25 protein-coding genes and 2 pseudogenes are annotated in these 25,229 nt (G+C 70.2%); 17 read left to right on the top strand and 10 right to left on the bottom strand.

Annotated features, from left to right (window positions below; translation table 11 throughout):
• Positions 1 to 500: 500 nt before the first annotated feature.
• A complete protein-coding gene (locus OG624_RS36090) occupies positions 501 to 980 on the top strand; it encodes a GNAT family N-acetyltransferase (RefSeq protein WP_371640377.1) in 480 nt (159 codons plus the stop codon).
• 73 nt (positions 981 to 1,053) lie between these two features.
• Positions 1,054 to 1,590: a transposase family protein gene (locus OG624_RS36095; RefSeq protein ID WP_442759687.1), complete on the top strand. Its 537-nt coding sequence runs from the start codon at positions 1,054 to 1,056 to the stop codon at positions 1,588 to 1,590.
• A gap of 35 nt (positions 1,591 to 1,625) precedes the next feature.
• Here the strand turns inward: OG624_RS36095 and OG624_RS36100 are convergent, their stop codons facing one another.
• The gene (locus OG624_RS36100; protein ID WP_167745525.1) at positions 1,626 to 1,799 is read right to left on the bottom strand and encodes a hypothetical protein; all 174 of its coding nucleotides are present in this window, start codon (positions 1,797 to 1,799) and stop codon (positions 1,626 to 1,628) included.
• Positions 1,800 to 1,827: 28 nt separating this feature from the next.
• On the bottom strand, positions 1,828 to 1,992 hold the full coding sequence (locus OG624_RS36105; protein WP_167745526.1) for a hypothetical protein: 165 nt from the start codon (positions 1,990 to 1,992) through the stop codon (positions 1,828 to 1,830).
• A 483-nt stretch (positions 1,993 to 2,475) separates the two neighbouring features.
• Between OG624_RS36105 and OG624_RS36110 the strand changes: the two genes are divergently transcribed.
• The 4 genes and pseudogenes from OG624_RS36110 to OG624_RS36125 all read left to right on the top strand — a co-directional run bounded on the left by OG624_RS36110 (position 2,476) and on the right by OG624_RS36125 (position 6,254).
• Positions 2,476 to 3,489, top strand: a complete 1,014-nt coding sequence (locus OG624_RS36110) for a hypothetical protein (protein ID WP_371640379.1) — start codon at positions 2,476 to 2,478, stop codon at positions 3,487 to 3,489.
• A gap of 93 nt (positions 3,490 to 3,582) precedes the next feature.
• Positions 3,583 to 4,488 (top strand): annotated as a pseudogene (locus tag OG624_RS36115) (transposase); the annotation flags it as partial.
• A 276-nt stretch (positions 4,489 to 4,764) separates the two neighbouring features.
• Complete coding sequence (locus OG624_RS36120; RefSeq protein WP_371589320.1) at positions 4,765 to 5,643, top strand: helix-turn-helix domain-containing protein; 879 nt, start codon at positions 4,765 to 4,767, stop codon at positions 5,641 to 5,643.
• A 167-nt stretch (positions 5,644 to 5,810) separates the two neighbouring features.
• Complete coding sequence (locus OG624_RS36125; protein ID WP_266354443.1) at positions 5,811 to 6,254, top strand: hypothetical protein; 444 nt, start codon at positions 5,811 to 5,813, stop codon at positions 6,252 to 6,254.
• 122 nt (positions 6,255 to 6,376) lie between these two features.
• Here OG624_RS36125 and OG624_RS36130 read toward each other — a convergent pair whose 3' ends face one another.
• Together OG624_RS36130 and OG624_RS36135 are read right to left on the bottom strand one after the other, a co-directional pair.
• Complete coding sequence (locus OG624_RS36130) at positions 6,377 to 8,611, bottom strand: catalase (RefSeq protein WP_371640380.1); 2,235 nt, start codon at positions 8,609 to 8,611, stop codon at positions 6,377 to 6,379.
• Positions 8,612 to 8,717: 106 nt separating this feature from the next.
• Complete coding sequence (locus tag OG624_RS36135) at positions 8,718 to 9,341, bottom strand: flavodoxin family protein (protein ID WP_266448185.1); 624 nt, start codon at positions 9,339 to 9,341, stop codon at positions 8,718 to 8,720.
• Positions 9,342 to 9,644: 303 nt separating this feature from the next.
• Here OG624_RS36135 and OG624_RS36140 point away from each other — a divergent pair, with 303 nt between their 5' ends.
• From OG624_RS36140 to OG624_RS36150, 3 genes and pseudogenes are all read left to right on the top strand, one after another.
• Complete coding sequence (locus OG624_RS36140) at positions 9,645 to 9,875, top strand: DUF6479 family protein (RefSeq protein ID WP_033215892.1); 231 nt, start codon at positions 9,645 to 9,647, stop codon at positions 9,873 to 9,875.
• 209 nt (positions 9,876 to 10,084) lie between these two features.
• Positions 10,085 to 10,339, top strand: a complete 255-nt coding sequence (locus OG624_RS36145) for a CDGSH iron-sulfur domain-containing protein (RefSeq protein ID WP_051762698.1) — start codon at positions 10,085 to 10,087, stop codon at positions 10,337 to 10,339.
• Positions 10,336 to 11,349: pseudogene (locus OG624_RS36150) on the top strand (iron-containing redox enzyme family protein); the annotation flags it as partial. The gene OG624_RS36145 and the pseudogene OG624_RS36150, both read left to right, overlap by 4 nt.
• A gap of 770 nt (positions 11,350 to 12,119) precedes the next feature.
• On the opposite strand, the gene OG624_RS36155 reads toward OG624_RS36150, so the two are convergent.
• Complete coding sequence (locus OG624_RS36155; RefSeq protein ID WP_371594104.1) at positions 12,120 to 13,880, bottom strand: SpoIIE family protein phosphatase; 1,761 nt, start codon at positions 13,878 to 13,880, stop codon at positions 12,120 to 12,122.
• 716 nt (positions 13,881 to 14,596) lie between these two features.
• Positions 14,597 to 16,111: a YVTN family beta-propeller repeat protein gene (locus OG624_RS36160; RefSeq protein ID WP_371640381.1), complete on the bottom strand. Its 1,515-nt coding sequence runs from the start codon at positions 16,109 to 16,111 to the stop codon at positions 14,597 to 14,599.
• Between the two features lie 462 nt (positions 16,112 to 16,573).
• On the opposite strand from OG624_RS36160, the gene OG624_RS36165 reads away from it, so the two are divergent.
• Complete coding sequence (locus OG624_RS36165; RefSeq protein WP_352164590.1) at positions 16,574 to 16,774, top strand: hypothetical protein; 201 nt, start codon at positions 16,574 to 16,576, stop codon at positions 16,772 to 16,774.
• A gap of 33 nt (positions 16,775 to 16,807) precedes the next feature.
• On the opposite strand, the gene OG624_RS36170 is transcribed toward OG624_RS36165, so the two are convergent.
• The gene (locus OG624_RS36170) at positions 16,808 to 17,305 is read right to left on the bottom strand and encodes a DUF5994 family protein (RefSeq protein ID WP_033215898.1); all 498 of its coding nucleotides are present in this window, start codon (positions 17,303 to 17,305) and stop codon (positions 16,808 to 16,810) included.
• A gap of 318 nt (positions 17,306 to 17,623) precedes the next feature.
• Between OG624_RS36170 and OG624_RS36175 the strand changes: the two genes are divergently transcribed.
• The 4 genes from OG624_RS36175 to OG624_RS36190 all read left to right on the top strand — a co-directional run bounded on the left by OG624_RS36175 (position 17,624) and on the right by OG624_RS36190 (position 19,094).
• Positions 17,624 to 18,196: a DUF5994 family protein gene (locus OG624_RS36175; protein ID WP_371640382.1), complete on the top strand. Its 573-nt coding sequence runs from the start codon at positions 17,624 to 17,626 to the stop codon at positions 18,194 to 18,196.
• A complete protein-coding gene (locus OG624_RS36180) occupies positions 18,193 to 18,390 on the top strand; it encodes a hypothetical protein (protein WP_371640383.1) in 198 nt (65 codons plus the stop codon). Before OG624_RS36175 ends, OG624_RS36180 begins: the two co-directional genes overlap by 4 nt.
• Positions 18,391 to 18,486: 96 nt before the next feature.
• Positions 18,487 to 18,753 carry a hypothetical protein gene (locus tag OG624_RS36185; RefSeq protein WP_266354436.1) on the top strand — a complete coding sequence of 89 codons (267 nt, stop codon included), beginning with the start codon at positions 18,487 to 18,489 and terminating at the stop codon, positions 18,751 to 18,753.
• A 56-nt stretch (positions 18,754 to 18,809) separates the two neighbouring features.
• A complete protein-coding gene (locus tag OG624_RS36190) occupies positions 18,810 to 19,094 on the top strand; it encodes a hypothetical protein (RefSeq protein ID WP_371640384.1) in 285 nt (94 codons plus the stop codon).
• Positions 19,095 to 19,136: 42 nt separating this feature from the next.
• On the opposite strand, the gene OG624_RS36195 is transcribed toward OG624_RS36190, so the two are convergent.
• Positions 19,137 to 20,405, bottom strand: coding sequence for an ATP-binding protein (locus tag OG624_RS36195; protein ID WP_371640385.1), 1,269 nt, complete (start codon positions 20,403 to 20,405; stop codon positions 19,137 to 19,139).
• A gap of 383 nt (positions 20,406 to 20,788) precedes the next feature.
• Between OG624_RS36195 and OG624_RS36200 the strand changes: the two genes are divergently transcribed.
• Positions 20,789 to 21,451, top strand: a complete 663-nt coding sequence (locus OG624_RS36200) for a hypothetical protein (RefSeq protein WP_371640386.1) — start codon at positions 20,789 to 20,791, stop codon at positions 21,449 to 21,451.
• 465 nt (positions 21,452 to 21,916) lie between these two features.
• Positions 21,917 to 22,561, top strand: a complete 645-nt coding sequence (locus tag OG624_RS36205; protein WP_051762708.1) for a hypothetical protein — start codon at positions 21,917 to 21,919, stop codon at positions 22,559 to 22,561.
• A gap of 122 nt (positions 22,562 to 22,683) precedes the next feature.
• On the opposite strand, the gene OG624_RS36210 is transcribed toward OG624_RS36205, so the two are convergent.
• On the bottom strand, positions 22,684 to 23,148 hold the full coding sequence (locus tag OG624_RS36210) for a DUF5990 family protein (RefSeq protein ID WP_371640387.1): 465 nt from the start codon (positions 23,146 to 23,148) through the stop codon (positions 22,684 to 22,686).
• A gap of 47 nt (positions 23,149 to 23,195) precedes the next feature.
• A complete protein-coding gene (locus OG624_RS36215; RefSeq protein ID WP_033215905.1) occupies positions 23,196 to 23,924 on the bottom strand; it encodes a GbsR/MarR family transcriptional regulator in 729 nt (242 codons plus the stop codon).
• A 265-nt stretch (positions 23,925 to 24,189) separates the two neighbouring features.
• Here OG624_RS36215 and OG624_RS36220 point away from each other — a divergent pair, with 265 nt between their 5' ends.
• Positions 24,190 to 25,197, top strand: a complete 1,008-nt coding sequence (locus OG624_RS36220) for a hypothetical protein (protein ID WP_371640388.1) — start codon at positions 24,190 to 24,192, stop codon at positions 25,195 to 25,197.
• Positions 25,198 to 25,229: the final 32 nt, after the last annotated feature.

The raw sequence follows: 25,229 nt of genomic DNA on the forward strand, positions 1-25,229 counted from the left end.
CCGCATATTACGCAGCAACATTCACGCGTCAAAAACAGGCGAGGGGAAGGTGGAGAATTACAAGCATATTCAGCGCCGCGAAGCGCGATGAAAATATCAAGACTCACCACGCCGATCATGTGATGTTGCCCCCGCCGGACGGGTCCGGATTAACTCACACGGGGCGGAGTCGCTCATATGGAGATGCGCTCGAAGTGGTCATCTGTGGGAAGTGCCGCCGCGAGGGTGATTCCAAGAGATTTCTGGAGGGTGGGCGCGCCGATCGATCTTCCGGCCATCCCCATGAATCGGATCGGGAGCATTTGTTCTCCCTTTCTTGCACGGGTTCGAACGCTGATCTTGTCGAATTGGTGAGCGATGTCGGTTCCGCCGGATCGAGCCTGAGTTCATCCGCAGGTGCCGCCACACCCCGTACGCCGAGCGGGAGAAGAAGGCCGTCGTCCCCAGCGCCGCACCGCTGCCCGTGGGCCGGTACCCGACAGGGCGGTTTCAACGTCCTGGTGCTCACGAATCTGTGCAGGTCACGGCAGCACGACGATGGCATCGCGCCGGGTGAGTTCGACCACCGAGGATTTGGGTGGTGGGCGCTGGAAATAAGGGAGACCGGTGAGTTCATCGGCCGCGTCGGCTTGGACGAGGTGGACGAGGACATGCCGTTCGCGGGGGTGGACATCGGATGGCGGTTGATGCGTTCGGGGTGGGGGCACGGTTACGCCACCGAGGCCGCCCTGGCATGCCTTGCCTTCGGCTTCGAGGCCCTCGGGCCGGCGGAGGTGGTTGCGTCGACGACCGTCAACAACCTTCGTTCCCGGGCGGTGATGCGCCGGATCGGCATGAACCGGGACCCGGCCGACGACTTCGAGGATCCGAGCGTGCCCGAAGGGCCGCTACGCCAGCGTGTGCTGTACCGGGCCCCCGCAGAGACACTCACGGCCTGCACCACGCGGCGGGACACCTTCAGGACGACGGTGTGTCGGTGACCCGCCACGCACGCAAAGAAGCTCCAGGTGAAGGGGTGACCTTCCCAAGTCACCCTGCCCAACCGGTGCTTCAATGTACCGTCAGTCTGCCGGTGTCTGTCTGAACAAGTCGCCTTCGCGTCAGCACCGCAGACTCGTCGGCTTGCCGACTCGGCTCGGGACGCTGGTGGATCCGCGATGCCGGCGGGGGAAGCGTCACCCATTCGTGAGCGTGCTGCTGGTGGCATGCTCGGCCGTGGTGGCTGGTGCCCGGTCCTTCGCGGCGATCGGGCAGTGGGCGCGAAGTGCCCCACAGGCCGCCCTCGCCCGACTCGGTGCCCGCACCGTCTCGGTATTCGGCGTCCGTCTCGCGCCGAGTACGGCGACGATCCGCCGGATCATCAACCAGGTCTGCCCCGGCGGCCTGGCCGACCTGCTGGGCTGTGACCCGGCCGGGGCGGACACCCTTGCGGTGGACGGCAAGAGCGCCCGCGGTTCGCGCCATGACGACACTCCGGCCACACACATGTCGCCGCCGCCCTCCGCGAGATGGCCTACGAGCCGTTCCGCCGCCCACCGGACCTCCTCGGTATCAATTGACCAGCACCGGTCCAAGATCAAAAGACTGTGAAACCGCCCTGCGGTACCCGAAGCCCCGAAGAGATCTCAGCGGAGCGTGCGGTGATGCCGGCCGGAACGCCGGATGTGCAGGACCAGGTACACCAAGGCGCCGATGAACACCACGATGCCGATGAGCAGCAGATAGAACAGTCCCTCGGCGACGGCACCGATGAGGCCCAGTACGATCGCCACGATGACGAGAATCAGGAAGAGCGTCATGACGTAGGGCACCTCCTCGAAGGGCCGGTCAGCGGCGGGCGAGCCGGCGCTCGCCGTTCACGCCGGGCTGATAGGGCCGGCCGTGGTGCGCGAAGACCGCCGCCTCGTCCTTGGCGAGCACTCCGATCTTGCGGCCTGCGGCGTCGACAACGTCGTGGGTGCGCCACTCCCGGACATCCGCGATCTCGATCATCCCGAGCGCCCCTTTCCCGCAGCGTGGGGCCGGAAGGCGTTGTACTTTTCAGCCTGCCCCGCAAAGCCCGCTCGCACCAGCCCACGGCTGCCGGAGGCCGCTTGGCACCGGGCGGTCGCCCGGGCATCGGCGACCCACGCGACCGTGGCCGGCCGGTGCAGACGGCCGGCACCTACTCCGTGCAGGTCAGCGTCGGCCGCTCCACCGCCGGCCTCGGCACCGTCGTGCCGATCAATCCCGCTGCTCCTGGTGCGCACGGCCGTCGTATCAGCCGGTGTCGGGCGACGACCGGTACCCGGGCCGCGGCTCTCTGCGCCTGACCCGCCTGCGGAGAAGGCTCGCACCCCCTTTGAACTGGGCCATTACCTCAGGAGTAATCGACCCCTGCCTCGGCGGACGGGCATGTTGGTCCCACACGAGCGGTAACGGGCCGCATCGGGCGGGAACGAGACGAGGTACGGAATGTTCGCGGGTCGGCGTGGTGTGGTGGGAGTCGCGGTGGCGGCGGTCGTCGTAGGGGTGGCGACCTCAGCGGCGGCGCTGCCGGGCGGTGGGGAGGCCGCCGCCCAGGGCGACTGCCCGGAGGCGCGCGCCAAGGTCGAGCGATTGGAGGGCCGGATCGCCCCGAACGCCTGCGCGTTCATGCGGCACCAGATCGCCTTCGGTGAGCTGCCGACCGGCGCCCCGCCGGCCCTCGGGGACCTGAGCCACCCCCGGGTGAAGGCCTATCTGGACATCTTCGACGAGGAGGCCACCCTCTGGGAGGCCGGCAGCGCCCCCCAGCGCGGCCACACCGTGATCGGCACCTCCATCACCGGCTCCCTGCGGCTGGTCCCCGACCTGCGCTACCGGGGCACGGACGTGGTGGCCGACGGCGGCGTCATGATGTTCGGCCAGTGGAACGAGGTCACGCTGAAGGGCCACAAGGTGGCCTACCCGCAGATCGCGCGCAATGTCCTGGGGGACGACGGCAAGACCCTCCAGGCCCGCCGCTACTACGACCGCCACACCCTGTTCCGGGACACGGTCCCGGAGCTGGCGCCCGAGGGTCTGTTCGACGGGATCGAGGACCCCGGCCCGGCTCCCTCCCGGGGCCCGGCGCCTGAGCGCTTGCGGGCTGCGGAGATCCCGGGCCGCCTGGCGGCATGGAACGGGGAGGACGTCGACGCCCTGCTCGCCCGGATGGGCGACGCACGGCTGTCGGGGCCGGGGTTGGACGCTCCACTGGCGACGACGTCCGGCAAGCGGGCCTACCTCCAGCGGTTCTTCGGCACGGCGGACGTCCGCTTCAAGGCCGGCCAGGCCGCCTTCGGCAGGACCACGACCTACGTGGAATGGCACGGCACGGTCTCCGGACCGAAGGGCAACGACATCCCGTTCGGGATCGTGGAGCGCTTCGGCCCGGGCGGTGAGTGGGAGTTGTACTTCGACACCCTCCCGCTGGTCGCCGACCGGGCGGAGATCGGCGCGCTCTTCGAGAAGCTGGCCCAGCCTTAGCTTGCTCTGTGTCTTCCGACCTCGAACGGTGTCTCGAACTGGGTCGCCCACCTGGGGGTTCGCCGGACGTGGGGGCGGCCTTCGGCTGATCATGTGCTGCTGCCACATGACGTCCGGAGGGAAGCGTTCGCGGAAGCGTCACGCTTCCGGGGAGTTCTACGAGTGTCTGACCTCCCGGCGCGACGAGTTGTTCGAGCCCGTGGACGCGGTGCTGTGTGCGGACGGCGCCGTGAAGTCCCTGGTGGACTCGACGCTGCTGCCCGAGCACCGTCGTGGGCACGGAGCGATGTACGGCGGCCTGAACCACGGCCGACTCGACACCGCTCGGCTGCGGACCATGCCGGCAGGCCTGCCGCTGCCACGTTTCGACGGCGGGCGCCTGGTCGCGGCGGACGACACGACCGCGGTCACCGCCGCCCAATTGCGGAGTGTCGTCGAACGGCTCATCGCAGCGGGCCAGTGGCGGGCCGGGGACCCGCACATCGTGATCGTCAGCGACGCCGGCTACGACGTCACCCGCCTGGCCTGGGTCCTGCGAGACCTGCCGGTCGAGATGGTCGGCCGGATCCGCTCCGACCGCGTGATGCGTCTGCCGAAACCACCGAGGATGCACGGCGTCAACGGCCGGCCGCCCAAGCACGGACCGGAATTCCGCCTCACCGAGCCGGAGACCTGGCCCGAGCCCGCGATCACCACGGCCACCGACACCACCAACTACGGCAAGGCCGAAACGCAGGCATGGGACAGGGCCACCCCCGGCTCACGCACCGCTCCTCCTGGCTCGACCACGACGGTGAACTACCTGTGGTCAAGGGTGTGTTGATCCGACTGTAGGTCGAGCACCTATCGAAGGAACGTGACGCTCCGCCAGTGTGGTCATGGTCCTCGAAGACCGACGCCACCCCCGACGACGTGGACCGTTTCTGGCAGGCATTCCTCCGCCGCTTCGATCTGGAGCACACCTTCCGCTTCGCGGAACAAGCCCTCGGCTGGACCACCCGAAACTCCGCACCCTCAAGGCCATCGGGAAGCGCGGTGGATATTGATAGATGAAGGACAGGCTTAGCTGATAAGCGGTCGTTTCCGGCGGATAGGTGGAGGGCCGTGGCATTCGGGTGAATTCTGCTCGGGCTGTGCACGCGGCTGCGCTCGCGCCGCGCGACACTCGACAGCGAAACCCATCGATCATCATTGCGCGGCACATGCGTTCACCCGGGCCCGGCCGCGGCAATTCCTGTGGCTGGTAGACAGTCCCGAGCCGGAGGTGGACCGCCCGTGGCGGTGAGCGGAAACCCTACCGTCAGACGACGCCGACTGGGCGCGGAGCTGCGCCGGCTCCGTCTGGCGCGGGGCCTGACCAGTACGCAGGTGGCCGAGCACCTGTTGATCTCCCAGCCCAAGGTCAGTCACATGGAGACCGGCCGCCGCGGGGTCAGCTCGCGCGATGTGCGGGATCTGTGCGGCCTCTACGGGGTCACGGACCAGCAAGTCGTCCACTCGTTGATGGAGATGGCCAGGGAGTCGAACCGGCAGGGCTGGTGGGTCGCCTGCGGGGAGGTCCCGTACGCCGTCTACATCGGCCTGGAGACGGCAGCCGTGTCCGTCCGTTCCTATGAACCCCTGGTGATCCCCGGCTTGCTGCAGACGCCCGCCTACGCGGTAGCGGTCACTGCGGAAACGATCCCTCTGGCCACGGAAGAACAGATCGCCGTGCGCCGCGAGGTACGGCTGCGCCGTCAGTCCCGCGCCCACCACCCGGCCCGGCCGTTCCGCTTAGGGGTGGTGCTGGACGAATCGGTCCTGCGCCGCGGGGTCGGCAGCCCCGAGATCATGCGCGAACAACTCGAGTACCTGAACCGCCTCGGCGAGCAGCCGCACATCACCGTGCAGGTCCTCCCGCACAGTGCGGGACCCCATCCGGGAATCTCTGGGCAGTTCTCCATCCTCGACTTCCCGGACACCGCCACGGGGACGGTGTATCTGGAGCGCTTCACCAGCGACCTCTACCTGGAGAAGCGATCCGACGTGCGGCACTACGGCGCCATGTTCGACCGCCTCCAGGCCCTGGCCCTCGACCCGGAGCGCACCCGCCGCTTCATCACCCGTGCCGCCCAGGAGTTGCCGGCCGCGGCAGCGCTGCCCTCCCGGTCGTGATCGCCGCCCCCGCCGGGCGAGGGCGAAACGGCAACGCACGACACCGCGCCGGGAGAACGCGGGACCGGAGCGGTCCCCCGTCATGTGGTGCCCGGGCTGTGTGGGTGTCTTGCTCCGTACGGCGCAATCAACGGCTCGGTAGGGCGCCTTGAGGGCAGGAGATCACCATGGACAGCAATCGCGAGATGGACCCGGAGCACCAGGTGCCCGAGGGTGTCGACGAGAAGACACTGCGCGCCCTGGGCGCGCTCTCGAAGGCTCTGGAGACCACGGAGCGGGCCCGCGGACACCTCTACGGATTTCACCAGTTGACCGGGACCGCGGACTTCGAGCTCGGGGACGCCGTCCGGCTCCTGCGCGAGGCGGGCCACGAGGAGCAGGCCGCACGCCTCGAGCGCGACATCGTGGGCCGCAACGTCATCCCGGGCCACTGGACGTTCCAGATCATCGAGGCCTACGACTCCACCTACCACCGGCCGTTCACCGTGATGGAAGGCGACATCGTCGACGAGCTGGCCGGCGGGCGAGAGCACCTCCTGGAGGCCCGCCTGAAGACGATCCGCCGCACCCACGGCCATCCGGACCACACCGCCACGCCGCCCGCCTCCTGAAACGAGGGCCGAGCCCGGCCGGGCGGGATGCCTCGTACGGGACCTTCCCTACGCCGAACGTCGACGCTTTCCCAGCCCGTCGGGGGACCCCGGCCGCGGCGCGGGGCCGGGGTCGGAACGGATCAGAGGGCGGCGGGGAACCGGTCCCAGGCCCGGTGCCCGCCCAACGCCGTCGCGAGGGCGTCCACGGCCGCGCCACCGCTGTCGGCGACGGCGATGCCCGGTTCGTCCGCCGTGATGCCGCACGTTTCGAGGAGGTGCTCGGCGCCGTTCCAGCCGCCGATGGCCTTGCCGTGCCGGTACGCCTCGGTGAGGAGCAGCAGTACGCGCGGGTCGGGGGCGTCGGGGGGCTGAGCGGTGCCGGCCTTGGCGTCGCGGGCGCCGTACGCGTCCGCGCCGGCCTCGGGCACTCCGGCCAGCAGGACGGCATCGAATTCGACGGAGCGGGCCGTGGCGAAGGTCCGCTGAACGGTGACCGGGTCGCCTTCGCCATCAAGGGTGCCGCCGGTCGGGGCGACGACGAGGGGCACCATGTCGGCGTCCAGAACGGCCTGGCGCGCCGCCCGTACGCCGTCCAGGTCGGCCGTGGCGTCGGCGACGATGCCGATCACGCGGCCCTCGGTCGGCCACGTCCCGCCCATCTGGGAGAGGGCGGGGCTGGGGTCGGCCGCGACGAGCGGCACGGTGGCGGCCGGGACCGGCAGCCCGAGGCCCCCGGCAACCTGCTCGCACAGCTGCGGATCGATGTTCGCCAGCACCTTCAAGGTGCGCTCCCTGACGGCCTGCTCGTAGCACTTGCTCAGTTCGAAGGTGTAGGCGGCGATGATGTGTTCGCGCTCGGGCGGAGTCATGCTCAGCCAGAAGAGGCGCGGCTGGGTGAAGTGGTCCGAGAACGAGGCGGGCGCCTCACGGACCTTGCTCGCCTCAGGGACGGTGACGGGTACCTCGATGAAGGCCGCCGTATCGGCTCCGGCGAGGAACGGGCAGCCGCCGTCGAGGCTGTTGGGTCGGTAGGAGGCGACGCCGGTGTGGACGGCGGTCTGGTGCATGCCGTCGCGGAGCATGTCGTTGACGGGGGCGTGCGGCCTGTTGATGGGGATCTGGCCGAAGTTGGGGCCGCCGAGGCGGCTGATCTGTGTGTCGAGGTAGGAGAAGAGTCGTCCCGCGAGCAGCGGGTCGTCGGTGACGTCGATGCCCGGGACCAGGTGGCCGGGGTGGAAGGCGACCTGCTCGGTCTCCGCGAAGTAGTTCTTGGTGTTGGCGTTCAGGGTCATCAGCCCGATCGGCTGAACGGGCGAGCGCTCCTCCGGAACGATCTTGGTGGGATCGAGGAGGTCGATGCCCTCGAAGGTCTGGTCCTCGGTGTCGGGGAACACCTGGATACCCAGTTCCCACTGGGGGAAGGCGCCGGACTCGATGGCGTCGAAGAGGTCCCGGCGGTGGAAGTCGGGATCCATCCCGCTGATCATCTGCGCTTCCTCCCAGACGAGGGAGTGCACGCCGAGCTTCGGCTTCCAGTGGAACTTCACCAGCACGCTCTCGTCGGCCGCGTTGACCAGACGGAAGGTGTGGACGCCGAAGCCCTCCATCATCCGCAGCGACCTCGGGATCCCGCGGTCGGACATGTTCCAGAGGGTGTGGTGGGTCGCCTCGGTGTGCAGGGACACGAAGTCCCAGAAGGTGTCGTGCGCGCTCTGTGCCTGCGGGATCTCGCGGTCCGGATGCGGCTTGGCGGCGTGGATGACGTCGGGGAACTTGATCGCGTCCTGGATGAAGAACACCGGAATGTTGTTGCCGACCAGGTCGAAGGTGCCCTCGTCGGTGTAGAACTTCGTCGCGAAGCCACGTGTGTCGCGCACGGTGTCGGCCGAACCGCGCGAGCCGAGGACCGTGGAGAAGCGCACGAACACCGGCGTCTCCACGTCCTTGGCGAGGAACGCGGCCTTCGACACCTCGCCGGCCGTCCCGTAGCCCTGGAAGACGCCATGAGCGGCCGCGCCACGCGCGTGGACGACCCGCTCCGGGATCCGCTCGTGGTCGAAATGCGTGATCTTCTCGCGCAGATGGTGGTCCTGCAGCAGCACCGGGCCGCGGGGTCCGGCCTTCAAGGAGTGATCGGTGTCGGGCAGCCGCGTCCCTTGGGCCGTCGTCAGGTACGCGCCGCTCTGCGCCACGCGCGCCTGGTCCACCCCGGTCGGCTGTCCGGTCGGACCCACCGTCTCGGGGCCGTCCTGGTCGGGCTTCGGCGGAAGGGGTTCCGTGGGCTCCGTCGGCTCGATCAGCGGCGGAGACTCGGGGCCGGGCCTGCCCGGAAGCTCGCTCCTGGCGCTGCCGGTCGATGAGTGCTGCTTGCTCATGATCCTTCTCCTTGGAGCCGTCGACGTGGTGGACCGGCGAGCACCGTGACATCTCCGGTCCGGGCTGCGCGGTGCGAAGGGAGCGCAGGGGCGGAGCAGCCGCAGGTCAGCTCGCCGGGTACGGCGCGGCCTTGAGACGGCGGGCGAGATGGGCGGTGTTGGCGGCGAGGGTCCTGGTCGTGGCCGCCGTCTTCCGGGGGGTCTTGTCGAGGTCCTGGTAGTCGGTCTTCTGCATGGCTTCGCCGACCCAGTAGGTGACGGCGTTCGGAGCGAGGGAGAAGCCGACGTCGTTCAGGCCCTGGAAGAGGTCGGCGCCGACCTTGTGGGCGCCGTCCTCGTTGCCGACGACGCAGACCGCGGCGGCCTTCCCGTAGGTGAGCGGGCGGCCTTCGTCGTCGGTCTCGGAGATCTCCGCGTTCAGTCGCTCCAGGACCCGCTGGGTGATGCTGGACGGGTGGCCGAGCCAGATGGGCGTGGAGAGGATCAGGATGTCGCAGCCCAGGATGGTGTCCCGGATCTCCGGCCAGGCGTCCCCGTCGCCCATGTCGGTCTGCACGCCGGGCTTCACGTCGTGGTCGGCGATCCGGACGGTCTTCCCGGTGACCCCGTGCTCGGCGAGGGCGGCCATCGTCTGCTCGGCCAGCAGCTGGGAGCTCGACGGGGCGGGGGAGGGGGACAGGGTGCAGACGAGCGCGACAGCGCGGAGCGGCGTGTGATTGTTGGGGTCCATGGTGTCCGGCTACCCGTACATCCGTCTTTGATGTCGTAAGCAAGGTGATTCGTCCCCGTGGGCCCCGCCCCGCGGGTGTGGAAGTCGCGGAAGCGCGTCCCTGCGTCCTGGTTCGACACCTGGCCGAGCGGTCGGGCCGGTCTGAGACCGTCGGGTGTGGCCTGGCCGACGAGGCATTCCGGCCGGTGCTGAAGCGGTGACGACCGCCGCCCGTTCCCTGCCGGGAATTCCGTGGAGGGACTTCGGTAGAGACCCGGGAGGGAGATGTCCCGTAAGTCGGTCGATCGTGGGTAGGTGCGAGTCATGCTACCTACCGAAATTCTCGCGGCCGAAGGCCAAGGAGCACTTTTTCTCATGTTCGCCGGCGTGGTGGTCGTCGTCCTTTTGGTCGGCGCTTTCTGGTACGGCAGCCGACGCAGCGCGCGGCGTCGGGCCCCTGCCCGGCCGGTCGAGCAGAATCCCGTGGCGCGGGGGCGCGAGGATTCGTGGCAGACGCCGGACGGAAATGCCGACGACCAGGCGCCTCGTGTGTGACCAGGCCCGGTGCGCTTCGGGACACGGCGCGCCGAGCGGCCGCCCGTGAAAATGCCGGGAAAAGCCGATATCCGTCCGACCATCTGGAGATCGCCGAGAGCGCTCGGCGATGTGCGGGCCCCGTACCGCGTTCGCGACGGGCCTGGCCGGAGCGGAGCAGCAGGGTCCGGCGGCAGCAACCGACGAGTGGGAAGAGTTGGTGATCAGCCGTGCCCGGTACCTCTGACAGCTCCCCGGCACCCGTCCACACGCCGGCCCGACGGGTGTCCGTCGACCCGCAGGGCCCGGTCCTGATCGAGGGCCCGGTCGAGATCGTCCTGGACGACGGGTCGGTCGCCCGGTCCGACCGCTTCGTGGTCGCCGTGTGCACCTGCCGCCGCAGCCGTACCTACCCCTGGTGCGACACCAGCCACCGCTGCCGCGAGCGGGGCGGCCCGCCTTCCGAGGACAGGAACCCGCGATGACCCCTCCGAGCCCGAGCGCCACGACGACCACCGCCGGCCCGTGCCTGGTCGAAGGAAGGGGTGAGCTGTCCCGTGCCGTGACGCAGGCCCTGCGGTCCGGTGGCCCGCCGGTGTGTGCCGCGGGGTCCGTGCCGAAGGCGGATCCGTGGGGCGAGGACCTCCAGCTCGCCCTCTACCTGCTGTACGAGTTGCACTATCGCGGCTTCGACGGCGTGGACGACGAGCGCGAATGGGACCCGGCGCTGCTGCGGCTGCGCCGGTCGATGGAGACCCGCGTGCTTCTTGCCCTGCGCGCCGAGCTGCCCGACGCGCCCCGGACGGTCGAGGAAGCCTTCGCACCCCTCCTCGTCGAGCCCGTGGACCTCTCCGGCAGTCTCAGTCACCACCTGGAAACCGAGGGTGAGCTCTGGCAGTTGCGTGAGTACGCGGCCCTGCGCTCCCTTTACCACCTCAAGGAGGCCGACCCGCACGCCTGGGTCATTCCGCGGCTCACCGGACGTGCCAAGGCTGCCATGGTGGCCATCGAGTACGACGAGTTCGGCGCCGGCCGCGCCGACCGGATCCACGCACAGCTCTTCGCGGACCTCATGGCCGACCTGGCGCTGGATCACACCTACGGCCGTTACCTGGACCGCGCGCCGGCGCCCCTACTCGCGACCGTCAACCTGATGTCGCTGTTCGGGCTGCACCGCGCCCTGCGCGGAGCGCTCGTCGGCCACTTCGCCTGTGTCGAGGTCACCTCGTCGCCCGGGTCCAGGCGCCTGGCCAAGGCCATGCGGCGCTGCGGAGCGGGACCTTCGGCCGAACACTTCTACGCGGAGCACGTCGAAGCCGACGCCGTCCACGAACAGGTGGTGCGCCACGAGGTGATCGGAGGTCTGCTGTCCGACGAGCCGGACCTGGAGGCGGACATCGCGTTCGGGTGCGCGGCGACCGTGCGGCTGGAGGACCGCCTCGCGACCCGCCTCCGCAAGGCCTGGGAGCAGGGGCGCAGAGCGGGCTCTCGACCATGGGGGAGCGGCGCGCCGGCCTCTTCGGGCGTGGCGCGCCGCTCCGCTGGGCGGATGGTGCGTCCGCAAGGTTTTGCGGAAGGGCAACGGTTGCCGTCAGCGGTGCGCCGCCCGGTGGCCGAACCAGTGGCCTCGACCGCGGGGGGCGTCGGTCACCGGCGCATCGGTCTCGGCACGGGGCATGTCGGTCGTCGGAGCACCGGCCCCGGCCCCGGCATGGGCGTCGTCCCGCTGCTTGATCAGATCGTCGCGCTCGCGGTCGACGGCGGCGGCCTCACGGCGTGAGGTGTCGCGTTCCCGTCGGGCCTGCGCCGAACGACGGACCGAACGACGGGCGCCCATCATGACCAGAGTCAGACCCAGGAGGGCGACGGCTCCGACGATGATTCCGCTCAAAAAGAGGGATCCGGTCGAACCGGTGACGTGGTAGCCGAAAATCGAGAAATCGCCGCCGACGCCGAGATCGTGTCCCGCGCCGGTATTGCCGAATACTCCGGCCAGACCGACGATGACGGCGGCGATCAGAAGTATGAGTCCGAGGATGAGAATCATGGAATTGCTCCTTGGATGCGCGTCCGAACAAGCCGCCGGACACGGCTGGCGTCTACCCCGGTTGTGAACCGCCACACCGAAGTGGAGGAAATCGGTCGTCTCGGCGGCGCCATTCTCGGCGTCATCCGCTGCGCGACGGGAATGCCGATCTCCGGGCCGTCCTCGTTCCGCTGCTCATCGGACCGTCGGCCGGATCCAGGGAGCGGCCGGTCACGCCGTCAGGGAACGCGCAGCGCCAGTACGACGACGTCGTCTCCGCGAGCCGGGTCCGCCGAACCGTCGCTGATCCGGTGGAGCAGTTCGGGCAGCGGAAGGTCACCATGGCGGGCGAGCAGGTCGACGAGTTGCGCGAGGGAGGCATCGATGTCGCGGTCGCGGCGTTCGATGAGCCCATCGGTGTAGAACAGCAGCGTCGAGCCCGCGGGAAGGCGCCGCCGGGCCTCGGTCCGGTGGAGCGGCCCGAGGTCCTTGTGGAAAAGGATGTCGTGCTCCCCCAAGAGGTCCACCCGGCCGTCGCGAGTACGGATCAGGGGCGGTGGGTGGCCGGCGTTGGACCAGGTCAGCGTCCAATCGGGGCTGTCGTCGGCGGGGTCGAGGCGTGCGTGGACCAGCGTGCCGCCGGCCTCGATGGGCAGGACCGAGCACGCCGCGTCGAGGGCGGTCAGCGCGGCGGCCGGGCTGTACGGCGGGTGGTCGAGGGTTGCCTGCCGCAGCATGCTGCGGATCTGGCCCATGATCGTAGCGGCGTGCATGTCGTGGCCGGTGATGTCGCCCACCGTCACCATGAGGGCCCCGGGCGCGCCGCCGGACGAGGCGGGCGGCAGGTGGTAGGCGTCGTACCAGTCCCCACCGATCATGTCGCCGACCGCGGCCGGCTCGTACAGGGCGCTGATCTCGATGCCCTCGGCGACGGGGAGGTCGGTGAGCATGGCTTCCTGGAGTTGCCGGGCCACGGAGATGCGTTCGTCGAGGTGCAGGGCACGCTCCACCGCCTGCGCGATGTAGCCGGACGCGGCGGTGAGCGTGGCCCGCTCCGTGACGCCCACCTCGTGCCGCTTGGTCCAGCAGACGGCGAGTACGCCCAGCAGGGCCCGGCTGCCCCAGAGGGGCAGGCACAGGACGGTGGTGAAGCCCATGCGGTCGGAGAATCCGACCGCCTCTGGGCTGTACTCGGCGACGAGGGCCTCACGGTCCGGCACGAAGACCGCCCGCCGTTCCCGCATGGCGCGGGTGCTCGGGAACGCCGCGCTCACGGGCAGCGTGAGAACCTCCCGCTCCACCGAGTGCTCGATGTCCGGGTCGGCGATCCGGTGCAGTTCGTCCTTGTCGGCGACCAGCAGGCCGACGTACGAGGGCTTCCCGGCCCCGACGAAAAGGTCCCGCAGTCGGCGCCGTACGTCCTCCAGGCCGGACGTCTGGGCCAGTTCCTCCGATGCCCTGAGCAGCAGCTCGGCATGGTCCATGCCGAGCTGGGCCTCCTGCTCCAGGCGCTCCGCGTGGCTCCGGGCACGCTCGGCGCTGGCCCGTGCGGTCTCCAGCACCTTCTGTGCGGACCGGCTACGAGCCGACAGGATGCGCAGGCACAGTTCGGCGGAGCACGCGGCGGCCAGATCCTCCAGGTCGGTCAGCTCGCCCTCGCCCCAGGTACGGGGCTCGTGGTCGATGGCGCACAAGGCGCCCAGGACGATGCCGTCCCCGTCGGTCAGCGGCATCCCCGCATACGCCACGATCCCGAGATCCCCGATGGCCGGGTCGGTGCGGAACCGGTCGTCGGCGCGTGCATCGGGCACGATCAGGGGCTGCCCGGAGGCCACCACGTACCGGCAGAGCGAGTGCGACAGCGGCAGCGTACGGCTTCCCGCCCAGGGCTCCGGCAGACCGAACAGTCCGGGCAGGATCTGCCGCTTCTCCTCGACCAGCGAGACGAAGGCCACCGGCACGCGGAGCAGTCGTGAAACCAGGCGGGCGAACCGGTCCATCCCGGTATCGGAGGATGCCGAAAGCCCGGCCAGCCGCAGGGCCCGCCACTGTGCGCTGCCGTTGCCCGGATCCGCTCCGGATTCCTGGCCCTGTTTCGGCAATCTTTCCTCCGGCCGCGCTGTCCCGAAGCCCCCGAAGGCATCGTAGGCCGGCGGAGGGCCCCTTCGCCGGTCGACCGTGACAAGGGCGTGGGCGTCGTAGGGGCGGCTCCCGGCGGCGACCGGCGACCGGCGACCGAACGGCCGATCGGCCGATCGGCCGATCGGCACGGTGGGCGCGAGGCGCTGCGGGAGAGCGATACGAGGGGACGCCCGCCCGGTTCCCCTCCCCGATCGCTCGTACGACGTGTTGGTGTGCGGCTGTCGCACCCACGTCGGGTCGACGGGCGCGGTCAAGTCCTCGCGCCGGTCGACCATGTGCGCCCTTGGCCACTGACACCTCGGGCTGTCGCCGCCGCCCCGGCCTTCTCCCTGCGGCGGCACAGCGAGGGCTCTGCGGCGATCCGAGGCCGCGGGCCCGCGTTCAGCGCTGAGCCGATGGAAGCGTCGTTCAAGTCGCCGGGCACCGCGAGGATCTTCCTCCAGCTTCGGCCGTGGGGCGAGGAGACCCTGGTGTCTGCGACGAGCACCCGTTGCGAGGGGTGGGCGGCGGCCCCGGCGTCGGTGGTCCGCGGGTGGGCGGCCGGCGCCGGGGCGTTCGTCATGACGGGGTGTGGTTACCGGGGGCCGGGGCGGTGGCCGTGGTCGGGCCGGTCGTGGCCCGGCTTGCCGTGACCGGGCTTGCCGTGACCGGGCTTGCCGTGACCGGGCTTGCCGTGGTCCGGGCGGTTGTGGTGCGGGGGCTTGGGCGGCTGCTTCCGGTCGACGGTGGTGGTCGCGGTGGCGGTGCCCGTGCCGGTGGAGCCGCCGCCGGTGACGGTGGCGGTGTTGGTGACCTGCTCCGGCGCGTTGCGGGCGATCCGGACGGCGAGGGTGAGGGGCGGGTAGCCGGCGCCGGGGGCGAGGACGTCGCTGCGCGTGCAGGACAGCGGGGTGAGGGTGCAGGTCCATCCGGTGCCGGAGAAGCTGACCGGGGTCAGGCCGGCGGGGAGGGTGTCGGTGAGGGTGACGGTGTTGCCGTCGGTGGGCAGGGTGCCGGTGTTGGTGACGGTGAGGGTGTAGGTGCCCTGCCCGCCCTGGGTGAACGTCCCGCCGGCGGCGAGCTTGATCAGCGTCAGCGCGGGCGCCGGCCGGGGCACGACCCCGATCGCCACCCCGAACGGGAGGTCGCCCACGGGAACGGTGGCCACGACGGTGTTGGAGGCGGTGTCGATCACGGACACCGTGTCGTCGTTGGCGTTGGTGACGTAGGCGCCGGCGCCGTCCGGCGACACCGCCACCTCTCGAGGCGCATCACCCACGGGGATGGTGGTGACGACCGTGTTCGTCACCGTGTCGATCACGGACACCGTGTCGGCGTCGGCGTTGATGACGTAGGCGCGGGTGCCGTCCCGCGAGATCGCCACCCCCTGGGGCACATCGCCGACGGGGATGGTGGCGACGACGGTGTTGGTCGCCGTGTTGATCACGGACACCGTGTCGGCCTGGGAATTGGTGACGTAGGCACGAGTGCTGTCCCGCGACACGGCCACCCCGAACGGGTAGTCGCCGACGGGGATGGTGGCGACGACCGTGTTCGTGTGCGTCTTGATCACGGACACCGTGTCGGCTTCGGAATTGGTGACGTAGGCGCGAGCGCCGTTCGGCGACACCGCTACCCCGATGGGAGCATCGCCGACGGGGATGGTGGCGACGACCGTGTTGGTGGTCGTGTCGATCACGGACAGGGTGTCGGCGCCGTAGTTGGTGACGTAGGTGCGGGTGCCGTTCGGCGACACCGCCACGCCCAGGGGCTCCAGGCCGACGGGGACGGTGGCGACGACCGTGTCGGTCGTCGTGTCGATCACGGACACCGTGGCGTCGGCCCGGTTGGTGACGTAGGCGCGGGTGCCGTTCGGCGACACCGCCACTCCCCACGGCGCATCGCCGACGGGAACCGTGACCGCCACCGTGTTCGTCGCTGTGTCGATCACCGACACGGTGTCAGTCTGGAAGTTGGCGACGTAGGCGTAGGTGCCGGGCGGCACGGCCTGGGCGGCCTGCGGGGCCACCATGGGCAGGGCCAGGCCGGCCACCAGGACGAGACCTGCCACCAGCGCCCGCAGCGACCCACCCCACCACGAGCGACGCACGCGAAAACCAGGTGGCGCCGACGGTGGAAGGGCCTCCTGCGCGCCCACCCCCTGCGCGGTTTGACAGATGGTCACAGCAATCCTCCCGGCCGGGCTGACAGAACGGGACGGATTATGGCAGCACGGAACATTCGGTATGTCGGGGACACGCGACTGCCGTGACCATGGGATGGGCGGTCGCCTGGACGCTCGTGCGCGGAGCCTCTGGACGCTCAGCGGCACCTGCCGTGGTCGGCCTCCGTGAGGTGATCGTTGTTCATCAGGGCCACGTGCCCGCTCGGTTCGCAGTCGAGGTGCACGCGTCATGTCGAGTGGCTGCTGGCAGTCGTTCTTCCTGGTGAGGCCGACGGGGGCGTCCGCCGTGTGCCTCGCTTCGCAGTCGACATGATGCAGACCGTCGCGGCACGTGTCAGCGTGATCGGAGAGGAATCCGTACCCCACGCATCCAGAGGAGTCGCCGTCATGGACGGTAGGCAGGACAAGCGCAAGGAGCCGAGCAAGGGGCGCGAGGCTCAGGAACACCATCGCCCCGGAGACCCCGCGCAGCCCCAGCCCGGCAGGTCGTCCCGCGAGAAGGGACAGAAGTCCGACCCGAAGGAGACCTCGCGCCGCCGCGAGGACGATCTTCTGCGAGAAGAGGACCTGCACGACGAGGGCCTCTGACCGGCGGACCCCCCTGCCAGGGAGGATTCGGCGTCAGTCCGCCGCTTCGGCGGCGCCGTCCTCAGGTTCGGGTGTGGCGGTGATGAGGAGCTGAGTGGCCTGCGTGATGTTGTCGGCGCGGACGGCGCGGGCCATGGCTTCCCGGGCGGCGTCGGCGGTGGTGTCCGGGGGGACCACCAGTAGGGCGAAGTGGTCGTTGTGTCCGCGGGTGACGAGGACGGTGTCGTCGCCGACAGGGTCGGCGTCGAGGTGTACGACCTGGCCGTCGATCACCAGACGGGTCGGGACGTCCTGCCAGGCGGAGGTGTCCAGGCCGACCCGCGTGATGGGCCCCAGGTACGCGGTCAGTGCCGTGATCAGTGCGGGCAGCTCGGCCCTGACGTTCCTGGAGCGTGGCCACCACGCGCCGTCCAGGAGCCCTTGGCGGGACTGTGTGGTCTCCAGTCGGAGCAGTGCGGCGCCCGGCTTGACCGCTTGGTGGATCGCGTTCGGGAGGAGCTTCGAAGGGGCCGGGTTGTCGGATGCGGCCATGGTGATTCCGCCTGTCTCGCGGTGCGGAGTCACCCGGGTCGACGGCCGGCAGCGGCGTCGAAAGGGCTGTTGAGCTGGGCAACGTCTCCGTTGTTTCACGGTACTCCGCCCATCCGCACGGTGCGGCGAGGGGGACCGGCTGTGACGCTCGCGCCGTCTGCGCCGGAAAATACCTGGTCAGAAGCGGCTTTCTGGATCGCGAACCGGAGTACGGTGAAGGCACCGGGAGTATTTCGCACACCCGCTCCCACGCGGACGTCGTTTCCGGCGATCACTGCACCGGGCCGTTCGTGAACGGTCCGGGGACGGGTCCGCGACATGACCACGACCCTCGACCGCGGTGCGCAGCGGGCTGTTGTCCTGCGCCCGGCCCGCCTGTCCCTTACGCCGAAGACCGCTCTGGCAGGCCGGTTGGACGGTGCCTGGTGGCCCTACTCCCGTGACCTCGAAGCCGAGCTTCCCGCTCTCGCCGCCGCGCTGGACGAGACCTGGGGGCGCATTACGCGCGTCACTGTGAACCCCAGCCGCTGGCCGGTCGTCCCGCGCACGGTTGCCGTGGACGGGCGTGTGCTGCATGTGGGCTGGTTCACCGAACAGGACCCCGACAAGCTGATCCTGCTCTCCTACACCGTGGGCCGCTGGGACCTCCTGGTGATCCCGCCCGAGACCGAGCCCGCGGCCGCGGCCCGGCTGATGGCCGCCGCCGCGATCCCGGGCAGTGTCCTGGCCGCGGGCGTCCTGATGGCCAACGAAACCGTCATAGGGCGCGGCATCCGGGACACCGGCCGCCGGGAAGCCGCCTGGGAGGACGAGGGCGGGGCCTGCATGTCCCCCTTCGGGGAGCCGATGGGCCGAACCGCCCTGCCGTTGCCCGAGAACGGCTGGCGGTGAGTTCCGTGGAGACCGTCGTCCTCATCGCGGTGATCATCCTGATGATCGGCATCGGGATGCGTTGGATCCACGTCCTGAACGCCCGGGACGACGCGCGGATCGAGGCCTACCGCTTCACTGACCCCCTGCCGAGGCCTCCCGGCCTGCCGGACGACACCGGTCGTCGAGCCCACCACCCGGGTGCCGACCGGTGAGGAACGGACCTTCCTCCGACCGGGGGCAGCGGTCGGGGCGCCTCGGCGCCCCGACCCGCCGGCCTCCTCACCCGCCCTGAAGGGAACCCCGCCCACGTGAAGTACATCGAGACCCAGACACTGCCCTCGATCGGGCACGCCGAGGTCCGGATCATCGCGCACACTCCGGAAGCCGCCCGAGCGGTCGCGGAGGCGCTCCGCCGCTGTTTCGCGGGCACGGAGCAGCGCAGCTACCCCGCCCTGGACGGCAACACCCGTCTCCACCTCACCGTGGACACGGCCACACCCGCCGGCCCCGCCCGCTCGTGGCTGGCCGCCAGCACGACCACCGCCGGCACCGGCGCACACTCCGACGAGATCTGAGAAGCCCCCTACCGGCCTCGGAGCCCACTCCACCTCATGCACGAAAGGACGAGGTCATGGCCACACTGCGCGAACGCAAGACCTATCGCGGTCAGGTGCTCCGGGTCCTGTACGAAGCCGTCGAAGGCAACCGCCTCCTCGGCATCACCGGAGCACAGCTGCGGCGCGACCTCCATGTACCGGAACAGGACCTGGCCGCCGCCTGTACCTACCTGGCGGGCGAAGGACTGATCACCGTCGACTGGGAGCCCGGCAACACGCCTGCGATGGTCACCCTCACCCACGAGGGCATCCGGCGCATGGAGGCGGAGGAGGAAGGGACGGCCACGGGCCCGGCCTGATCCGGGAGAGACAGCACTCAGGCCTGTATTTTGGATCAGGCTCTAGATGCGGGCGAACTTCTCGGTCTGCCGGGCGAACTCCTGGGCCATGGCCGCGCTGACCGTGGGCCTGGTCTCGCCGATCGTGCGCAGGTAGTCCTCGGTGGTGGGGCGGGTCCGGGCTCCGGTGTCGAAGGTGCGCTCGAACTGGACCTGGGAGACGGTGCGCGCCACATGGGCGATGTCGGCAGGGGTGAACCCCTCGCTGGCGTCCGCCAGCGCGGCGCTGTCGGCCTCGGCGCCCGCTCGGGCCAGGTAGCTCTCCCACAGCTCGGTCCGCGCGCGCTCGTCGGGCGGGCCGATCGGTAGTACGTAGTCGAATCGGCCGTGCCTCAGGAACGCGGGGTCGAGCGTGGTCACGTCGTTCGTGGCGCAGACGAGCAGCCGCCCGTCCTGGCCCCGGAACCGGACGATCGCCTTGAGCAGTTCGTTCACGACGCCGACCGCGGTCGCGTCCGCGCCGCTCCGGGTCCCGGCGATCTCCTCGACCTCGTCGATGAAGACCAGGACGTGGTCGAGCCGGGCGATCTCGTCGAAGCGCCGGTTCAGCCCGCTGGCCAGCCCGTACTCGGCGGCCAGCCGGGCGGGGAACAGTTCGAGGAACGGCCATCCCAGACGGCTGGCGATCGCGTGCGCGAACGTGCTCTTCCCCGTCCCGGGCGGCCCGAACAGCATCACCGCCCGTGGCAGCTCCACGCCGTGCTGGGCAGCCATCTCCGGATGGGCCAGTGGCAGGACCAGGCGCCGCTCGATGAGCTCCTTCTCCCGCTGCATGCCCGCGACCTTCTGCCACAGTCCTCCGAGGGGCAGCTCCGCTCCCAGGGACGCGAGCATGCTCACCGCCTGAGGGGTCACCCGCCCGCGCTTCTCGAAGTGGACCAGGCCCGTACGGGCGTCGAAGCCGCAGTTGTACAGGGCGGCGGCACCGGTCTCGCCATCGGGCAGGACCGCGTGCACCGTTCGGACTCCACCGGCGAAGAGCCGGTGCTCCAAGGCCGTGATCAGGTCGCTGCCCAGCCCCTGGTGCCGCCAGGCGGGCGCCATGCTGATGCGCAGGATCCACGCCCGCTCACCCTCCACCCTGCTCACCACGGCGCCGACCACCACGTCGTCGGCGGTGGCCACCACGGCCGGGTGGAGTGCCTGGAGGGCCGCCACCGCGTCCGACAGTGGAAAGAGCGGCGGCTCTTCGGCCGTGCCGCTCTCGGCGTCGACCCGCAGCACCGATTCGAGATCGTCCTGGGTGTAATCCCTGACACGCCACCCCGTCATGGTCAGCTCCGCGTGTTCGGCCGTACTCCCATCATCAGCCGATGCGAGCCGGGGCGCGCGCGGCAGCGACCACGCGCGCCCCGGCAGTGCCGTTGAGGGCGGAGCGCCGGAGCCGTGTGGCGTGCCCGGTCGCCCGGGAGTGTCCTGGAGGCCACGCCGCCCCTGCAGCCGGACGCCGGCCCGCCGCTGCTGCTCCGTTCCGGGAGTGTCCTGCTCATGGCGCACCTCGGCTCCGCGGCACCCTGGAGCGCTCCGGTCCGGAAGGGGGTCCTGATCTCGGACTCGGCCCCGACGGTCCCAACGGCCTCTCCCGCAAGTACCGTGACGACCGGAGATGGGCCAAGGGCGCCTGTACGAAGAGCCGTTGAGACGAGGAAGCTGCCATGAGTACGGGAAGATGGTTGTTGGTCTGCCTACAGCGCTACGTCCTGACCGCCGCTCTGGGCTGGGTGGCCGCGGCCCTGGTGCTGCCCGTTCTGGGCGACGATCCCTTCTGGGCGTCGTTCGGCGCGGGGCTCGGAAGCGGGCTGATCGTGGTGCCGCTCCTGACGATCGTGACCATGTTCGTACTCATCCTGCTGGCCGGACGGCGGTTCGAGCCGCCGACCGGTGGTCCCTCGCGCATCCGGGGCGGCGGGCTGATCGTGCTGCCCCTGCTTCTGCTGCTGCCCGTGGCCCTGCTCGTACCACTGCAGTACCTGATCGTGCTCTGCGCGCAACTCGTCTACCTGGTGTGGGTGATGCCCTGCCAGGACGCCCACGACATGGCGGACGTGCTGCGCTCGCTCGCCGACCCGGCCGTCCCGGCGGAGCAGCGGGCCCGGACGGCACGGGCGGTCGCGGGACTGCAGGGCCGGCCGGTCGTCGAAGCCCTGGTGCGGACCTCGGCCGACGCCGAGCCGGAGGTCGCCGAAGCAGGCCTGGAGACCCTCTGCACCATCTGGGAGCGCGACGGAGTCGTCGGCGAGGACCTGCTGCTGAAGCTCGACCCGCAGGCCCAGAACCGCGTCCGGGCCCTCGGCATCCGGGTGCGGAGCCCTTGGTGACAGCGGTGGCGATCGGCCGCGCATGACGCGGGCCCGGGGTCGGGATGAGACACCGGTCGCCGCCTTCCGGGGCGCACCCTTCGCTTGCGAGGCCGTGGCTTCGCGTTCCGTCACGCACCACCTCCGCTTCGAGAACCGCGGCTTCGCCCTCCGGGCATGCGCCGGACCGCCGGCCCGGGCCGCAGACCCACCGGGGTCCCGCTGCCGTGCTCAGTCGCGCGGCATCCGTCCCTGCTCGCGGCCGAGGGATGGCCGGCCGGTGTCGGGCTTCGGTACCAGGCACGTGGTCACCGACTGCTCGGGCACACCGACATACTTCTCCTCGGAGCTGGGCCGGAGTTGCACCTCTGCCCTCGAAACCCCCGGTACGCCGACCTCTGACGAGTCGTTCAAGAGCTTCCTCGACGTCGTCGGCGAACGCTACGGCTGCTCCGCCGGCACCCCGCGAACAGTGAGGACACACACGTGATAGACCGCCGTCGGTACGGACCGGCGATCACCGCCGTGACAGCAGCCGCTCTACTGGCCGCCTGTCAGAGTGGCGGTGCGCCGCCGCTGAGCCTGAGCGGGCTGACCAAGACCGTCGACGGCATGGCGCCCGACGGGACGGACACGTGCCCACTGTCCTACGACATCGCCAAGGCGGCCAAGACCGCAGGTGTGGACACGGCGGCCGGACCGGGGTCCGTGAAGGGTGCGGACGGGCCCGCCGTCACCGGCGAAGGTGGCAAGCGGGCCGAGCTCGAGGGGCCGTTCGCCCAGAACCCCGGTGCGCTGGTGAGCTGCACGTTCCACATCGGCACGGAGGACGTGGATGTGCACACCATCGCCACGCGCAAGCCCCAGGCGAGCGCCACGCTGGCACCGCTCGTCCAACAGCAGGCCGGGATGTCCTTCGACGACCTGATCGCGTACATGAAGAAGGCCGACGAAGCCAAGGCCGGTGAGCCGGTCCTGACCGGGAGCGGCAACGTCGCCACCGTCCGGCTGAAGCTCGACGGCGAAGGGGACGCGGCCCTGCTGATCGGCATCGGGAAGTCGGGAGGCAGCTCACTGGAGCCCGCCCGGGTCGGCGCCCTGGCCGAAGCCCTCGCACGTCAGGTGCAGTAGAGGCGGGAGTTCGGACCGTACGTCTGCGAGCAGCAGCACCTCGGCCGCCCGTACGTCGCCCGCCTCGCAGTGCCGGCCCACCACCGTGACGAGGGAGGGCGCATCGGAGTCCCGGCTCGCTTCTACGGGGCGGCACTCCAGGTGATGGTCGGGGGCACGACCCGTGCGCACAGCGGTGCGCCACACGCGTCGGTCAGGCCGAGGCTGCCCACCAGCAGGCAGCCGCGGCCGACCGCAACCAGCGCCTCGGCGGGTACGGCGTCGAGCATGAGTTCGGCGCGGCGGAACATGCCGAAGGCGCCTGCTTCGTCGACCGCGCCCCACGACAGATAGATGAACCGGCCCCCGGGACCGCCTTGTACGTAAGGCCCTTTCATGTCGAGGCCGGCCGGCGAGGCGGTCGCGGTGCACTCCAGGGTCCAGGTCGCGGTGGCGGCGTTGCCGGGTTGCGGATCGAGGAGCTCGGCCGGGCGGTTCCGGCGTTGCACGGCGACATGGACGTTGCGGTACGCCGTCCGGTCGCCGGCTTGTGCGTCGGGCGGGCAGACGAGGCCGGGCAGGTCGACGGCGTCGATGCGGATGCGCATGGCGGCCAGTATCCCCGCCGGGCGAAGGGAAGCGGTTCTCCGACGCCTCAGTCGGGTGTGCTCCGCCTTTCGACGTCGGCCTGCCGCCATTGCTCGGCCGCCTCGATCATGGCCCGGCCGACGTGTTCGAAGAAGTGGCCTATGTCTTGCATCCGGGTGCCGGCGGGTGTCGTCGCGCCGAGGACCTGGGCGCCGCGCAGGGTGAAGTCGGCCAGCATGGCGTTCTGACGGGCGCTGGCCATCCAGCCGCGGAACCAGGCGTCGGCGTCTATGACGTACCGGTCGCGTCGCCGACCGGTGTCGCGTTCGCGCCTGATGAGTTCCTGCTGTTCGAGTTCGCCGACGGCCTTGGAGACGGAGGCGGGGCTGACCTGGAGACGCTGAGCGAGCTCGTTGGCGGTCAGGCTGCCTCCATCGGTGATGTACAGGCAGGTCAGTACCCGGGCGGTCATCCGCGGCAGACCCGTACCGACCATCATCGCCGTGAACTGTTCCTCCAGTTCGAGGACGGCCTGCGGGTCGCGTCCGTGCGTGTCGCTCGCGGTCGGCGCGGCGGCCGGGGGTGTGGGCTGCTTGCGGCGTCGGGCGCGTCCGGTCGTGGCGCGATGGGCCGCGTCGGCCCGATAGGCCGTGGGGCCGCCGTTGCGGGCCACCTCTCGGGTGACGGTGGAGATGGGCCGGCCCAGGCGCCCGGCGATGTCGGTGTAGCTGAGTCGTTCCCTCAACCCCTCGGCGATCGCCTGTCGTTCGTGGTGGGTCAGTCTGCCTCCGGGCATCGGCATTGCCTCCGTGTCAGGTCCGCGTGTGCGGCCAGTATTGCTTTCGCGACCAGGTCATTGCAAATCCTCTTCAGCTGCTTTTGCATTCGACTTCACTGCCATTGCAAGAGTTTCACGCCGTGACCTGCACATTTGCCGACAGGGTCGTCTTTCTAATTGACGAAAAAGTGAAAGCAATTTAGCTTTTAGTCATTCGCGAACGAGCGATGCGAACCGAGCCGGCCCGGACGAGGGCTGCCCGTCGCCTTGATCGGAGCCCCTCATGACGTCCTTACCCACACCCGTGCGTGGCCGGCACCGGCCGCTGGTGGTCTGCGCCGCGCTCATGTTCGGCCTGGTGCTCGTTTCCGCCGTCGGTACCGTCGTCGACGGACGGACCCTGCTGGGCGAGTCGGTGTGGGTGAAGCCGCTCAAGTTCGGCTTCGCCTTCGGCCTCTACGCGGCCACGCTGGCCTGGCTGCTGACGAAGCTGGTCAGGGGCAGAAGGCTGGGCCGCCTGCTGGGCACCGTCTTCGCGGTGGCCGCCACCGTGGAGGTGGGAGCCATCACCGCCCAGGCGGCGCGCGGCACCTTCAGCCACTTCAACGCGGACCGAACCGACCCGGTCACCGTGGCCCTGGTCCCGCTCCTCACCTTCGGCGTGATGGTCATCGTCATCGCGCAGTTGGTCCTCGCGGTCGTCGTCCTGATCCAGCGCACCGGCGGAGCGGCACTGAACCGCGCCATCCGCGCCGGCCTCGCGCTCGCCACCTTCGGCATGGTCGTACCGGTCTTCTGGATGGTCACCGAGATCCACTCCCGTACGGTGACGGACGCCAACGGTCACTCCGTACAGATGTACCAGGGCCACGGCATCGGCGACCCCGACGGCCACGGGATGCCGCTCACCAACTGGAGCGTGACCGGCGGCGACTTCCGGGTACCGCACTTCTTCGCCCTGCACGGCATCCAGGTACTCCTCCTGATCGCCGCGGTACTGGCCGCCCTGGCCGCCGAGCGCGTCTGGCTGCGGGACGAGAAGGTACGGGCCCGCCTGGTCGGCAGTGCCGCCCTCGGCTACACGGGACTGGTCGCGGTGGTGACCTGGCAGGCCTGGCGCGGACAGTCCCTGATCCATCCGGACACCGCCACCCTCCTCGCCCTCGTCGCGGTACTGCTGCTCACCGTGGCGACCACCGCACGAGTGATCGTCACCGCCAAGCGGGCAACGGCCGAACGCGCCACGGTGCAACGGGCCGGACTCCCTGAGCCCGCCGGCCCGGCGCGCTGATACCCCTTTCCCGATCCGACGAACCGAACCCG

The organism is Streptomyces virginiae (genome assembly GCF_041432505.1).
GTDB classification, from domain to species: domain Bacteria; phylum Actinomycetota; class Actinomycetes; order Streptomycetales; family Streptomycetaceae; genus Streptomyces; species Streptomyces virginiae_A.